20 protein-coding genes are annotated in these 14,324 nt (G+C 27.4%); 3 read left to right on the forward strand and 17 right to left on the reverse strand.

What is annotated here, in order from left to right; genetic code table 11:
* Nucleotides 1-126 precede the first annotated feature (126 nt).
* From ABHC41_RS02280 to ABHC41_RS02290, 3 genes are all read right to left on the reverse strand, one after another.
* Entirely contained in the window at nucleotides 127-624 is a 498-nt protein-coding gene (locus ABHC41_RS02280) for a TspO/MBR family protein (protein WP_271892014.1), read from the reverse strand.
* A gap of 214 nt (nucleotides 625-838) precedes the next feature.
* Nucleotides 839-1,522: an LPXTG cell wall anchor domain-containing protein gene (locus ABHC41_RS02285; RefSeq protein ID WP_271892015.1), complete on the reverse strand. Its 684-nt coding sequence runs from the start codon at nucleotides 1,520-1,522 to the stop codon at nucleotides 839-841.
* A gap of 131 nt (nucleotides 1,523-1,653) precedes the next feature.
* Nucleotides 1,654-1,899, reverse strand: a complete 246-nt coding sequence (locus ABHC41_RS02290) for a (2Fe-2S)-binding protein (protein ID WP_092927051.1) — start codon at nucleotides 1,897-1,899, stop codon at nucleotides 1,654-1,656.
* 252 nt (nucleotides 1,900-2,151) lie between these two features.
* Between ABHC41_RS02290 and ABHC41_RS02295 the strand changes: the two genes are divergently transcribed.
* On the forward strand, nucleotides 2,152-2,997 hold the full coding sequence (locus ABHC41_RS02295) for a patatin family protein (protein ID WP_166504952.1): 846 nt from the start codon (nucleotides 2,152-2,154) through the stop codon (nucleotides 2,995-2,997).
* A 32-nt stretch (nucleotides 2,998-3,029) separates the two neighbouring features.
* On the opposite strand, the gene ABHC41_RS02300 is transcribed toward ABHC41_RS02295, so the two are convergent.
* The 14 genes from ABHC41_RS02300 to ABHC41_RS02365 all read right to left on the reverse strand — a co-directional run bounded on the left by ABHC41_RS02300 (nucleotide 3,030) and on the right by ABHC41_RS02365 (nucleotide 13,472).
* Nucleotides 3,030-3,575, reverse strand: a complete 546-nt coding sequence (locus ABHC41_RS02300; RefSeq protein ID WP_271892016.1) for a GNAT family N-acetyltransferase — start codon at nucleotides 3,573-3,575, stop codon at nucleotides 3,030-3,032.
* Between the two features lie 398 nt (nucleotides 3,576-3,973).
* A complete protein-coding gene (locus tag ABHC41_RS02305; protein WP_092927056.1) occupies nucleotides 3,974-4,417 on the reverse strand; it encodes a GatB/YqeY domain-containing protein in 444 nt (147 codons plus the stop codon).
* A gap of 28 nt (nucleotides 4,418-4,445) precedes the next feature.
* Complete coding sequence (rpsU, locus tag ABHC41_RS02310) at nucleotides 4,446-4,625, reverse strand: 30S ribosomal protein S21 (protein WP_021125460.1); 180 nt, start codon at nucleotides 4,623-4,625, stop codon at nucleotides 4,446-4,448.
* A 154-nt stretch (nucleotides 4,626-4,779) separates the two neighbouring features.
* Entirely contained in the window at nucleotides 4,780-5,130 is a 351-nt protein-coding gene (locus ABHC41_RS02315; protein ID WP_092927058.1) for a histidine triad nucleotide-binding protein, read from the reverse strand.
* Nucleotides 5,131-5,354: 224 nt separating this feature from the next.
* Complete coding sequence (gene mtaB, locus ABHC41_RS02320) at nucleotides 5,355-6,656, reverse strand: tRNA (N(6)-L-threonylcarbamoyladenosine(37)-C(2))-methylthiotransferase MtaB (RefSeq protein WP_092927060.1); 1,302 nt, start codon at nucleotides 6,654-6,656, stop codon at nucleotides 5,355-5,357.
* Entirely contained in the window at nucleotides 6,657-7,409 is a 753-nt protein-coding gene (locus ABHC41_RS02325) for an RsmE family RNA methyltransferase (protein ID WP_092927062.1), read from the reverse strand. It abuts the gene before it with no gap.
* An 8-nt stretch (nucleotides 7,410-7,417) separates the two neighbouring features.
* Nucleotides 7,418-8,359, reverse strand: a complete 942-nt coding sequence (prmA, locus tag ABHC41_RS02330) for a 50S ribosomal protein L11 methyltransferase (protein WP_092927064.1) — start codon at nucleotides 8,357-8,359, stop codon at nucleotides 7,418-7,420.
* A 199-nt stretch (nucleotides 8,360-8,558) separates the two neighbouring features.
* The gene (locus ABHC41_RS02335) at nucleotides 8,559-9,413 is read right to left on the reverse strand and encodes a MurR/RpiR family transcriptional regulator (protein WP_092927066.1); all 855 of its coding nucleotides are present in this window, start codon (nucleotides 9,411-9,413) and stop codon (nucleotides 8,559-8,561) included.
* Between the two features lie 107 nt (nucleotides 9,414-9,520).
* Nucleotides 9,521-11,017, reverse strand: coding sequence for a PTS transporter subunit EIIC (locus tag ABHC41_RS02340; protein WP_092927068.1), 1,497 nt, complete (start codon nucleotides 11,015-11,017; stop codon nucleotides 9,521-9,523).
* A gap of 23 nt (nucleotides 11,018-11,040) precedes the next feature.
* The gene (locus ABHC41_RS02345; RefSeq protein ID WP_092927070.1) at nucleotides 11,041-11,706 is read right to left on the reverse strand and encodes an N-acetylmannosamine-6-phosphate 2-epimerase; all 666 of its coding nucleotides are present in this window, start codon (nucleotides 11,704-11,706) and stop codon (nucleotides 11,041-11,043) included.
* Between the two features lie 237 nt (nucleotides 11,707-11,943).
* Nucleotides 11,944-12,087, reverse strand: coding sequence for a hypothetical protein (locus ABHC41_RS02350; RefSeq protein ID WP_243239961.1), 144 nt, complete (start codon nucleotides 12,085-12,087; stop codon nucleotides 11,944-11,946).
* 29 nt (nucleotides 12,088-12,116) lie between these two features.
* Entirely contained in the window at nucleotides 12,117-12,680 is a 564-nt protein-coding gene (locus ABHC41_RS02355; RefSeq protein WP_243239960.1) for a hypothetical protein, read from the reverse strand.
* A gap of 272 nt (nucleotides 12,681-12,952) precedes the next feature.
* A complete protein-coding gene (locus ABHC41_RS02360) occupies nucleotides 12,953-13,132 on the reverse strand; it encodes a (2Fe-2S)-binding protein (protein ID WP_166504947.1) in 180 nt (59 codons plus the stop codon).
* Between the two features lie 10 nt (nucleotides 13,133-13,142).
* On the reverse strand, nucleotides 13,143-13,472 hold the full coding sequence (locus ABHC41_RS02365; RefSeq protein ID WP_092927074.1) for a DUF1540 domain-containing protein: 330 nt from the start codon (nucleotides 13,470-13,472) through the stop codon (nucleotides 13,143-13,145).
* A 295-nt stretch (nucleotides 13,473-13,767) separates the two neighbouring features.
* On the opposite strand from ABHC41_RS02365, the gene ABHC41_RS02370 reads away from it, so the two are divergent.
* Complete coding sequence (locus ABHC41_RS02370) at nucleotides 13,768-13,935, forward strand: (2Fe-2S)-binding protein (protein WP_092927076.1); 168 nt, start codon at nucleotides 13,768-13,770, stop codon at nucleotides 13,933-13,935.
* Nucleotides 13,936-14,067: 132 nt separating this feature from the next.
* Complete coding sequence (locus tag ABHC41_RS02375; protein ID WP_271892085.1) at nucleotides 14,068-14,235, forward strand: linear amide C-N hydrolase; 168 nt, start codon at nucleotides 14,068-14,070, stop codon at nucleotides 14,233-14,235.
* Nucleotides 14,236-14,324 lie beyond the last annotated feature (89 nt).

Here is a 14,324-nt window from a genome sequence, read left to right on the forward strand (position 1 = left end):
GTATTTTATTTTTCACTTTATAGTCTCCCTTAATTTAATCATTAGGTTCTACTAATGTTTTATATTATAAGGTTTTTAATTATGATTAATTAAGTATATGTAGTATGTTATATATTGTTGCTTGTTCTATTTATTTATTATCCATATAAAATAATTTAAATATAAAGCATACATAAGCCATATAATATACGGTATATTTATATAAGCTGCTTTTTTATTTATTTTAAAGAATTTATATGTCATAACTATTACAATTAACAACATTATTACAAGCACTATTAATGCTGTTAGTCTTAAATCAAATCCAAAAAATAATATACTCCATAAAAAATTAAGTCCAAGTTGTAACCAATAGTAAAACATTGCATCTTTTACTTTGGTAGATTCATAACCTTTTTTTAATATTAAATAAGCTGATATTCCCATTAATATGTATAGAATTGTCCATACTATTGGAAATATAAAGCTGGGTGGTGCAAAGTCTGGTTTTATTAAACTTGCATAGTTAGCTGCTGTATTTGTTCCTGCTATTATTTGAGATATCATACTACTAGCATATCCTACTACTAGTGGTATGAGGACACTTATAAAAAAATTTATAACTTCTTTTACGGATATAATCAAAGTTATCCCCCTCTTTTCATTATTTTCTTATTTATAAGTATGTACAAGTTCTCTTTTTTATGACAAGTTTATTTTCGGTATGTCAATATAAAAAATCATATATATAATTTCATAAGCAGTATATCTCTTTCTCAAATTTTATAGTTTTTAATTATAGATTATCAACAAAATAGGTAACTTATGATTTCTTAATATAAATAAAAGCCAATTCTAATTAGAACTGGCTTTTATTTATATTATTCTTTTTTCTTTTTTTTATTATAAATACAATGATACCTATTAAAGCTATAATACCAACTACTAATATAGCTATATTTTTTATATTAGGTATTTTAACTTTAGCATATATATTATCTACTTTTCCTAAGTTAAAATCCCAATTATATGTATGTATACCATCTTTTTCTGAGTTAGATGTTGCATTTGATTCTATCAATTCTAAAGGTGTATTTAAGTGGAAATTCAAATCAAAACCAGAACCAAGTAGACCTAACATACCTACTTCTTCACTACTCATATTTTTTTGCATATAATCTTTTAGCATTATGTTAACATCATATATATTATATAAAAATTTATCTTCTTGATTTATTTTTATTAAATCAGCGTATTTGCTTAAATCCTTGTTGTTATCAATTTTTATATCTTTGATATTTCCTATGTTTTCTGTTATTTTATAACCTGTTTTTCCTGGTTCTGTTATTTTTTCTACATTAGAATATGATTCTTTTAATTTGGCTTCATCTATACCTTTCATTAGGTAATCACTACTTAATATTTGTGCCGATGCACTTATATTTCCCTTTTTGTCTATATCTAATGTTATGTCTGTATTTACACAACCTGTCAAAACAAAAATAGATATAAATATTGTTATTAATGTTGTTAGTTTTTTCATATTATCCTCCAGTTGTTATTGCTATGACTATTTTACCATATTATATGGAAAGTATTTAAATTTTATATTTTAATTCATAATTTATTCCATTTTTAATATAATATAAATACAAGCAAAAGGATATACAAATCTTAATTAGATTTATCTTTACTTTCGTTTTTAGATTTTATAGCTTTGTATACAACTCTTTCAATAGAAGCGTTACATCTTCCACATCCCATACCAGCTTTTGTTTTTTTCCTTACTTCATTTATAGATGTTATCCCTTCATTTACCGCATTTTGTATATCAGCTTTAGTTACTTCAAAGCAACTACAAACTACTTTATTTTTGTTGTCTTTGTTTTCTTTATACTTTTTAATTATATTCTTAAGCATTTTATACTCCTTAAACTTTTATAATATTTATATTGTACCCATAGTTTCATACTTAAAAAACATCTACTACAAAGTGTTTTCTATTTAGTAAATACATTTTTCAAGTATTTTTAATTTTATCTAATAGATAAGTATTACTATATTTAATATAAATTTAAATAACTAGACAATATAAACTCCTTATACTATAATAGTTGCAAAGTAAATGAAGTATTTTATATTATGTAAATTTAAAATATAGAAAGGATAATTATGAATAAAATAGGATTAATATTAGAAGGTGGTGGTATGAGAGGAATTTATACTGCTGGCGTATTAGATTTTTTCATAGAAAAGAATATAGGAGTTGATATGGTTGTTGGAGTTTCTGCTGGAAGTTGCCATGCTTCTTCTTATTTATCAAAACAATATAAAAGAGCTTATCATGCTACTGTAGATTATGTAAATGATAAAAATTACTTAAGCTTTCGTAATTTAATTAAAACAGGTTCTATATTTGGTATGGACTTTATGTTTAACAAAATACCTAATGAGTTAAATGTTTACGATTACGATGCTTTTAATAAATCTACTACTAAATTTATAGCTGTTGCTACTAACTGTGAAACTGGAAAACCAGAGTATTTTACTTTAAGTGATTTAAGAAAAGATATTATTTATCTTCAAGCCTCTTGTTCTATACCTATGTTTGCAAATATAGTTGAGGTAGACAATTATAAGTTGGTTGATGGTGGAGTATCTGATTCAATTCCTATTGAATACGCTATAAATCAAGGATATAGAAAAAATATAGTAGTACTTACTAGAGATTATACTTACAAAAAAAATAAACAAAAATTTACTTCAATTGTAAAAAGAAGATATAAAGCTTATCCTAATCTTGTTAGTGCTATTGAAAATAGACATATTAATTATAATAAAAGCCTTGATTTAGTAGATGAATTATCTAAAAAGGGAGATGTCCTTGTTATTAGACCTAAAAAACCTGTTAAAGTTAGTCAAGTTGAAAAAGATGTTAATAAACTTACAGCATTGTATGAAGAAGGTTATAATGACGCAAAAGAGCTATACGATGAAATATTAAATTTTATAGTTTAAATTTAAAATTCAAATAAGGACTAGAAAAATTTCTAGCCCTTATAATAATCTTCTTTAGTTATCTCACATCTATGGATTTTTCCCATAACCATTTTACCTTGTAGCTTTATTTCTCTTTCTTCACTTCCTAAATATTTCATACCACATTTTTTCATTACATTACCTGATTTTATATTTCCGTCATAAAATTGTGCTTCTATTTTTTCTAATTTTAAATCATCAAATCCAAATTTTATTAGCCTTGTTACAACTTCAGTCATTATGCCTTTATTCCAATAGTCTGGGTTTAGACAATATCCTAGTGTTGCTACTTTATTTTCTATTCTACAAAACCCTGATGTTCCTATAAATTTGTTATTTTCTTTGTATGTTATACCATAATCATAAGATATTCCTTGTTTATACCTTTCTATAAAAAAGCTTTCTATTAAATTTTTAGTATTTTCTAAACTTTCATGTTTTGGAAATGTCATATACCTTACTACTTTCTCTTCTTTTGCGTATTCATACATATCTTTTGCATTTTCTAAACACACCTCTTTTAAAATACACCTTTTAGTTACTAATATTGGTAGCATAATATCCCCCTTAATTAAAAATTTAATACACGCCATATATTAATGATTTTAAAATCCTTCGATTATTTATATATATCTTAAGATTGTAGCAGAACATTATATATATTTCATTAGTCTTTATCTTTATTTATATGGATATATTGTTTTTCAATGGCTATAATTTAAGTAAGTCTTATTTTTTTATATTAATATGGTATGATTTTTATTTAAACTCGCTTTTAGAAACTCTATATCTATTTTTTTATATAATATTTTAAAGGAGGATTTTATATGGATATTCTATTGGATATAGGTGAAATTATTGCCGACTTTATATTAACTATATTTTCCGGTGATGACTTAAAAAAATTAAATAAGCACATTAAAAAACCTAGAGACTAGTCTCTAGGTTTTTCTATCTATTGTAAGTTAGCTTTCACTAACTCGTTTATTAGTTTTCCATCAGCTCTTCCCTTAACTTTAGGTCTAACAACTGACATAATTTTTCCCATATCCTTCATAGAAGTAGCTCCTACTTCAGATATAGTTTCTTTTATAATTGTGTTTAGCTCTTCTTCGCTTAACTGTTGAGGTAGGTACTCTTTTAAAACTTCGATTTCAGCCTCTGCTTCACTTACTAAGTCTTCTCTTCCAGCTTTTTTAAACTCAGCTAAACCATCTCTACGCTGTTTTAACTGCTTAGCTATTATATCTATAATGCCTTCATCATCAAGCTCAACTCTATTGTCAACCTCGAATTGCTTTATAGAAGCTCTTATTAAAGTTACCACAGATTTTCTTACTGTATCTTTATTTTTCATAGAAGACTTTAAATCTTCTTGTAACTTTTGTTTAAGGGACATTACCCTCACCTCTTTATTTCTTTTTTAACTATTTCTTAGCGTTTTTTCTTCTAGCAGCTTCTGCCTTCTTCTTACGTCTAACGCTTGGCTTATCATAGTGCTCTCTTTTTCTAACTTCAGACATGATGCCAGACATTGCACATGAACGCTTGAATCTTCTTAACGCGCTGTCTAATGTTTCGTTTTCTCTTACTCTTACTTCTGACATTTCATTTTCCCTCCCTCCGATAGTGCGAATTCTGCTGTGTCTATAACAAAGATTATAACATTTATATGTATTATAACCTCACACTTTGTTTATTATAAACTACTTTTATTTTTTTTTCAAGTATTTTATTTAAGAAGAATTTTTTAAATTTTTCTTACTTATTCATAGCTTCATACATCGGTAATTTTTGGCCACCTAGTATATGATAATGAAGATGTTTTACTTCTTGACCTCCATTTACGCCACAGTTGTTTATAACTCTGAAACCATCTTTATCAAAGCCTTGTTCTTTAGCTATTTTGTTTATCACCTTATGTATATGCGCCATTATGTCCATTTGTTCCTCAGATATATCTATTAAACTATCAAAATGTTCTTTTGGTATTACTAATATATGTATAGGTGCTACTGGATTTATGTCATTAAATGCTAATACTTTATCATCTTCATAAACTTTAGAACATGGTATTTCTCCATCTATTATTTTACAGAATATGCAACTCATAATATTTCTCCTTTTTGTTTATTATTTAACTTTTTAGGCTACTTAATCTATTTGTATATAATTATTTTACCTACTATTATTTAAAATGCCTTACACAAACCTTTAAACGCGTATTACGCAATTTTTTTAATATATACTGTATTTAATTAAATGTACTAAAAGAAATTATGACAGTTTTTATAAATAGCCATAATTTCTTTTAAGTCATTTTATATTTCTACATATTATACTAAAATTCCTTCTACAAATTCATCATTAACCTTAGTTATCTTAACTTTAAGTATTTGACCTTGTATATCTTTTTCACTATCAACTATAACTCTTATATAATTAGTTGTTAATCCTTCAAATTTATTATCCTTCATTCTATGTTCAAATAGTACTTCTACTTCTTTACCTTCATATTTTGATGCAAACTTTTTAAAGTTTGTATGACCTAAAGCTATAAGCTTATCACTTCTTAACTGCTTCATTTGAGGATCTATTTGATTTTCCATAGTTGCAGCTGGTGTCCCTTTTCTTGGTGAATATTTAAATACATGCATTTGTGAAAGTTCTATTTCTTCTAAGAATTTATTTGTTACACTAAATTCTGCATTAGTTTCCCCTGGGAAACCTACTATAATATCTGTTGTTATTGCAACATCAGGTATATGTGCTCTTAATCTATCAACTATTTCTTTGTATTCTTTAGTTGTATATCTTCTATTCATTCTCTTTAGTGTTTCGTCACATCCACTTTGTAATGATAAATGATAGTGAGGACACACTTTGTCCATTTTAGAAACTTCTTCAACAAACTCTTCTGTGAATAATACTGGTTCAACTGAACTTAATCTTATTCTTTCTATGTTTTCTATTTCATCTATTGCTTTTATAACAGTTAATAAATTCATATTAGCATCTGTTACATCTTTTCCATAAGATGCAACATGTATACCTGTTAGAACTATTTCTTTGTATCCTTTATCTGCTAATTTGTTAGCTTCATTTACTATACTTTCTAAATCTCTACTTCTTACTTTTCCACCTCTAGCATAAGGTATTATACAGTAGGAACAAAATCTATCGCATCCATCTTGTATTTTCATAAATGCTCTAGTTTTTCCGTTTGTTTGATTTATTTCTATTTCTTCAAAGGCTCTTACCTTCATTATATCATCTACTGTACTAGCTTTTTGAGATGCATCTAGTTTTTTAATTTCTTCAACTATTTGTCTTCTTTCGTTAGTACCCATTACTAAGTTTACTTCTTCTATCTCAAGTATTTCTTCTGGTGATACTTGAGAATAGCAACCAACAACTGCTATTATTGCGTCTGGATTTTTCTTTTTCATTCTTCTTATATATTGACGTGATTTTCTATCACTCATATGTGTTACTGTACAAGTGTTTATAACATAAACATCTGCATAGTCTTCGCTTTCAACTTGAACATATCCATCTTTTTTGAACATTTCAAGCATAGCTTCTGTTTCGTATTGATTTACTTTACAACCTAATGTGTAAAATGCTACTTTTTTCACTTATGCTTGTCCTCCTAAGTCACTTAATTCATATAAAACTATAGAAGATGCTACTACTGATGCCGTTTCAGTTCTTAGTATTCTAGGTCCAAGAGATACCGATTGACCATTTATATCTTCTATTTGTTTAATTTCTTCTTCTGCAAATCCACCTTCTGGGCCTACAAATATTCCTATATTATTTATATCTATATCTTTTATAGCTTGTTTTATAGACTTCGTTCTTTCATTTTCATAAGGAACTATATTAAAGTCATTATTTTTCATATCAGCTAATGCTTCTTCGAAACTTAAAACGCCTCTAAGTGTTGGTATTTTTCCTCTTTTACTTTGCTTTGCAGCTTCGTATATTATCCTTTCCCAACGCTCTATTTTTTTGTCTTCTTTTTTATCATCAACTTTGGCTACACTTCTTTTAGTTTGTACTAAGATTATTTCATCCACTCCAACTTCTGTTAACTTTTGAAGTATCATTTCCATCTTAGGACCTTTTGGTAACCCTTGGTATAGCCTTACTTTAAGGTCTGATTCTCTTTTTATATCTATAGTTTCTACTATATCTAGAGTTACTTCTTCTTTAGATATACCCGAAATCTCTGCTATATACTCATTATTGTCATTGTCACATATTTCTAGGCATTCTCCAACTCTACATCTTAAAACTTTTGATATATGTTTTACGTCTTCACCTTCTATTATGCAAGTGTTATTTTCTAGGTTTATGTTTTTCTTTTCTACAAAAAATCTATCCATAATTTCACCTACTTAGCTATTTTAGATACTATAGCATTCCACTCACCTAAAGATTCTACATGTACTATTTCTAATCCATTTGAAACTAGTGCTTCTTTAACTTCATCAACCTTTGCATGTATTATTCCTGAAGATATAAATACTGCATCATCTTTCATAAAGTTTTTGATATCTTTAGCTAATAATTTTATTATATCTGCTATTATGTTTGCAACTACTATATCAGCTTTATCAGTTACAACTTCCATTAAATTACCGTGAAGTGCTTTAACACTTTTAGATACATTGTTAAGTTCTATATTTTCTTTAGATACTTTAACTGCTACTTCGTCTAAGTCAACTGCTAGTACATCTCTAGCTCCAAGCTTTGCAGCCGCTATTGCAAGTATCCCACTTCCACATCCGATATCAAATACTTTACTTTCAGGCTTAACGTATTTTTCTAATTCTCTTATACACATGCTTGTAGTTTCGTGAGTTCCTGTCCCAAATGCCATACCTGGATCTAGCTCTATTATAAGGTCTTCATCACCAGCTTCATATTCTTCCCAAGTTGGTTTTACTACTATTTTTTCTCCTATTTTAGTTGGCTTGTAGTAGTTTTTCCATTCATTAGCCCAGTCTTCTTCATCAACGTATGATAATTCAACTATTGCTTCTCCTACATCTATACCGAACTCTTTTAATCCATCTATTCTTTCTTTTATAGATTTAATATCTTCACTTACATCTCTTTCTTCTGTTATGTATGTTTTTATTATTACTCCGTCGTATCCACTATTAAATATTTCTTCTTCAACGAAATCCCAATCAAATTCATTTTTCTTTTGGAATTTGAAGTCTTTAGGATCTTCTATAGATACTCCTCCTACATTGTGTTCGTATAATATATTAGTTATAGCTTCAACTGCTTCTGTTGAAGTTTTTATTGTTATTTCAGTCCATTTCATGTACTACACCATCCTTTTAGAATTCCTGTTTTTACGTAAATTTTATTATATCATATTTAGTATTATCTTTAAAAATAATCTTTTATACTTTTAAAGAAAATTAATTTTTAAAATTAGTTTTCTTTGAAAGTATTATTAATTAATTTTATAATATTAAAAAAGGCCAAGAAAATTCTTGCCCTAATTTACATTAGCACATTTACCTGTATATTGTATATTTGCCTTTTATAGCTTCTGTTGTCTTTAATTTATTGTCGTGTGCTATGCCACCCATATCTTTGACTACTTGTGTATATATAATATCCAATACAAACATCTGAGCAAGTTTTGAATACATTGAACCACTTTCAAATACTCCTTCATTTGAAATATACGATAAACATATGTCTGATAAGCTCCTAACCTTAGAATCTTTATCATTAGTTACTGAAATTACAGTAGCTTCATTTTTCTTTGCCATTTCTACTGAACTTACTATATCTTCTGTCTCTCCTGTATGAGATACACAAACTATTATATCTCCTTTTTTCATTAAAGAAGACATCATTAATATAGTATGACTATCACTAAAGTAATTACAATTTATCCCTATCCTCATAAATTTATAGTTAATATCTTGTGCTATTATTCCAGAATATCCAACTCCAACGAAATACACTTTATTTGCTTCTCTTATTAGTTTTGAGCACTTATGAATATCTTCATAGTTTATTATTTGTGCTGTATTTTCTAAAACATATATGTTGTTATGTAAAAGCTTTTTAGCAGTTTCTCTTGCATGTTCCTTATTATCTATACTGCTATCTATTATATGCTTGTTCTGGATATTCGTAACTTCTTGTGCTAAGGTTACCTTAAAGTCTTGAAATCCACTAAACCCTATCTTCTTAGCAAATCTAGTTATAGTAGCTTCTCCAATATTATTATCTTTAGCTATTTCTGATATAGATTTATATGAAAAGTTTTCCATATCATTTTTTATGTAATCTATTATTTGTCTTTCTGATTTAGTAAATTTTAAATTTTTATCATCTAATTTATTTATTATACTCATTTAACCAGCCCTTTTTATAATAATTCTTTAACTTCCTTTAATTATTTTTAATATTAAAAGGTGTATAAAATATTATACACCTTTTAAGTATTTAGAAACTATATAAATTATTCATTAGTTCCTAATATATCATTTATTATATTTTTATATAAAACTGCTTTGGCTCCAAATACTGCTTGTATTCCTCCACCAACTTCTAATACATCTATTGCTCCTATTTTTTTAATTTTAGCTTTATCTACTTTATTGACATCTTTAACCGATACTCTAAGTCTTGTTATACATGCATCAACTTCTTCTATATTTTCTGCTCCACCTAATGCTTCTATTATAACAACTGCATCGTCCTTTAAAGAATCTTTATCAGTTACTTTAACTTCTTCAACTTCATCGTCTCCTCTTCCTGGCGTTGGTATATTAAACTTTGTTATGAAGAATCTAAAAGACACATAATATATTGCAAACCATAATAATCCTACTGGTATTACTAACATCCAATTTGTTTTGTCATTTCCTTGTAATACCCCAAATAATGTGAAATCTATTATACCGCCAGAGAAAGTATTACCTATTGATATGTTTAATATGTCTGCCACAAAGAAAGATATACCATCTAGTACTGCATGGAAAACATATAAAAGTGGTGATATAAATAAGAACATAAACTCTATTGGCTCAGTTATACCTGTTACAAATGAAGTTAAAGCTGCTCCTAAGAATAATCCACCTACTAAATTTCTTTTTTCTTTAGGTACACAGTGATACATTGCTAAACATGCTGCTGGTAACCCAAACATCATTGTTGCGAATCTACCTGCAAAGAATCTTGTTCCTTCTGTAAATAACCCTACATGATTTGGATCTGCTAATTGTGCAAAGAATATATTTTGAGCTCCTACTACTTGCTTTCCTGCTACTGTTGCTACTCCTCCAAGCTCTGTCATCCAAAACATTGGATATATCATGTGATGAAGTCCTACTGCTCCACAAATTCTCATTAAGAACCCATAAAAAAATGTTCCTACTGGCCCAAGTACTGCTATCTTCTCACCTAATACTACTAACCAACCTTGGAATGTTGGCCATACTATAAAGAATATCGCTCCTACAAATATTGATGCAAATGCTGTTGCTATTGGAACAAATCTTGAACCACCAAAGAAACCAAGTACTGCTGGTAATTGTATGTTATTGTATCTATTATGTAGCCATACTGCAACTGATGCTATTGCAATTGAACCTATAACTCCAGTATCTATTGCTGGTGCATCTGGTGTAAATATTCCAAGCATTGCTTTTATAGATGCATTCATTATAACGTATCCTACCAACGCCGCTAATGCCGCTGTTCCCTTATCTTTTTTAGCTAACCCTACTGCTAATCCTACTCCTAATATTAATGCTAAATTTCCAAATACAGCGTCTCCTGCTGATGACATTATAGTAAATATTGCTTGTAGCCACGGTATATTTAAAAATGGATAAGCATTTATAGTATTTGGATTTGATAATGCTCCTCCTATTCCTAAAAGTAAACCTGCTGCTGGTAATATTGCTATAGGTAGCATAAATGACTTTCCTACTTTTTGTAAGTATTTAAACATATTTGTCTCCCCTTTATATGATTTTACTTTATAGCATTTACAAACTTTGCTGTTATAAGTTGTGGTCTAGTTATAGCTGAACCTACTACTGCTGAAAATGCCCCATTTTCATATACATCCTTTAAATCCTTTGGTGTATTTATTCTTCCTTCTGCTATAACTGGTATATATAATTCATTTGATAATTTTTTTATAAGCTCTAAATTTGGACCTTCATGCTTTTCTGAGTAAGAAGTATATCCACATAATGTTGTCGATATACAATCACACCCTAGATTTTGAGCATTTAAGGCTTCTTCATATGTTGATATATCTGCCATTACTAAAATACCAAAGCTATGTATATAATCTATTAAATCTTTTAAAGTTTCACCATTTGGTCTAACTCTATCAGTAGCATCTATTGCTATCATTTCACATTTTGTCTTTGAAAGTTCTTCTACTTCTTTTTTGGTAGGTGTTATATATATTTCTGAATCACTATAATTTCTTTTTATAATTCCTATTACTGGTAAATTAGTTGTTTTTTTTATTTCTAATATATCTTCCACGCCTTGTGCTCTTATAGCTACTGCTCCACCTTCTTTAGCTGCTTTTGCCATCTTTCCCATTACAAATGAACTATGTAATGGTTCATTTTCTAAAGCTTGGCACGATACTATAAGTTTTCCTTTTATTTGTGTAAACATCATCTTCCCCTCTTCGCAATCGTTTTTTATGTTCAAATTTTATCATATCATTTTTATTTCTGCAAGTTTTTTTCCTTTTTTATTATTTTTCTCAGTCTATTATTTATATTTTAGAAAAATATTTTCATTTTTGAAATTAATCAAAATATCTATATTAAATTCAATTGTGAGTATTATCTTCTTTGTATATAAAAAGCTGTCTAAAAGTATTTTAACTTCTTTTAGACAGCTTTTTTCTTATGTATCTTGATTAGATATTTGCCTTGGCCACGAAAGTAAATCTTTTCTAGATATTTCTAATTCTTTTTCTTTAGGAAAATGTATACTACAGAAATAATTATGATAATTTGCAGTCCATATATACTTGTCCCATACTCTCATGTTTTCTCTATTTATAAATAATTGTTCTTCTATTTTCTTTTTATGTCTAAGTAATAATTCATATTGAACTCTCTCAAATTCATATTCATTACTACACTCTGTATAATATTAAATATAGTATTTAAGTAATTTAAAAACCAATTTCCATCATTATCTATAAGTATTTTATTTTTCTGAGGTGCTACATCATAATGGTTCATATAAGTTTGTACTTTTGATACGGTATTGTTATCTAATATAATCCTTGGGTAACAAGCAATCTTACTTTCTGTGTTGTGGGCATCCAATAGCGCTGGTCCAAAAACTATATCTTCATTTATATAAAAGTCCCCCATGCTTATACCACCACGAACGAAAAGTCCTTCTAAGGATAGTTTAAACTGATACTCTGCTACATTTTCTAATATTTCATCTAGTTCTTTTTCTCCATCCCCTTTTATAGGATAGGCCACTACCATGTTATCCGTAAATATTTTTATTTTACCTTTACTGTATTTATTAGGTATTATACATTGTTTATTTTTATTTATAAGGTAGTTTATTTCTGTTGGTAGATTATTCCCATATCCATTTTTAGAGGAATTCACTATCATTTGTGAAAATCCTAGTATGTCTATCGCACATACAATAGAGTTTACCAACCTTGGATTGTCTCATCATATTTTATTACATTCATTTTTACAAATCCTTAACTAATAATCATATATATTATACTTTATTTTTTAATAATCTACTATAAGCTTGTATGCGCACATAAATAAAATATATACTACCTTTAACTTATATTTTTTAGTATAAAAATACTCCATATATTTTTTAATATAAAAATATATGGAGTATTTTAGTAATTCTAAGATTTTTTTCTTTATTTATGTTTTTCTATTAATTCCTCAATTTTAGAAATACATCTGCTGCCTTTACATGGACCAGTTGTTGCTTCAGTCTTTTCTTTTACAGCTTCTATACTTGTTGCTCCTTCTTTTATAGCTTTTACTATTGCTTCCTCACTTATGCCTTTGCATAGACATATTATATTTTCACTCATATTTTCCTCCTTATTTTTGCTTGAATGTAGAACATTTTGTTTCCATATATAAGTTTACATTTTCTCCACTTACTTGTACTACATCTGCATTGCATAATTTGTTATTGTTATATGTACATGTAGCTACATTGCATATTAAACAATCACAAGCATTACTTGAATTTTTACCTTCACTTGCATTATTTATTAACGTTGAGTAATGTCTTTTGTCTAAGAAAGAACCACAACATGTTTCTTCTGTATTTTTTGCTCCTTGTCCACCTATATTTACACGATTAGCATAACAAGTATCTTGACAATTATGAGCACAGTTTGTTACACTACAACTTATTTTTTTCATATATACTCATCCTTCTTTTTATATTTTAAACTAAGATTATTTTTAACAATTTAAAAAGTATTATACAACTGTTTACTTAAAAATCTTTTCTGTACTTTATTTTTCTTTTGTATAGATTATAATTTAGATGTCTTATTAGAAGTTTCATACTTTAAAATAAATAACATATGCTAATTATATAAACATAGATGCGATAACTTTTTAAGACATAATATTTTAATTTTTATGATTGAACACCTTTTCCTTGGGTATCTACAATTGTAAGAATACATTAAAGTTTAAAGGAGAATTTAAAATGGAAAATAAAACAGTATGTTTTTGTAAACAAGTTAAATATTTAGATATAAAAAAAGCTATAGAAGAAGGCGCTAAAACAGTAGAAGATATTAAAAATGCTACTGGTGCAGCTACTGGATGTGGTAGATGTGTATCTTCTATAGAAGAAATCTTAAAAGAAAAATAATAAATAAATCTTAAAAATGTTACTCATACAAAAAAAGTGCTTAAATTAAGCACTTTTTTGTTTTATTATTTTTTATTTTTAAGTTTAATTATTTGTTTATAAAATTTATATAATAATTTAACAATAAATGATATAACTTTATATAAAGCTTGTATGTGCCAGGAAACTGGAGTTTATTACTATACTACTTACAACAACAGTCAAATAACTGCTATTGATATATTCAAAGAAAATTTAGATGCAGATACTTTAAAGTCTTTTAAATATATTAATAAACCTGTTATACATTTTGCTAGTTAGTTTATGTAATCTAAAACATACTTTAATTTATTTAAATAAAAAAGAGGATAAGTATCCTCTTTTTTATTTTCTATCTAATTTAGTATAAA

This window comes from Romboutsia sp. 1001216sp1 (assembly GCF_039841805.1).
GTDB lineage: Bacteria > Bacillota > Clostridia > Peptostreptococcales > Peptostreptococcaceae > Romboutsia_C > Romboutsia_C hominis.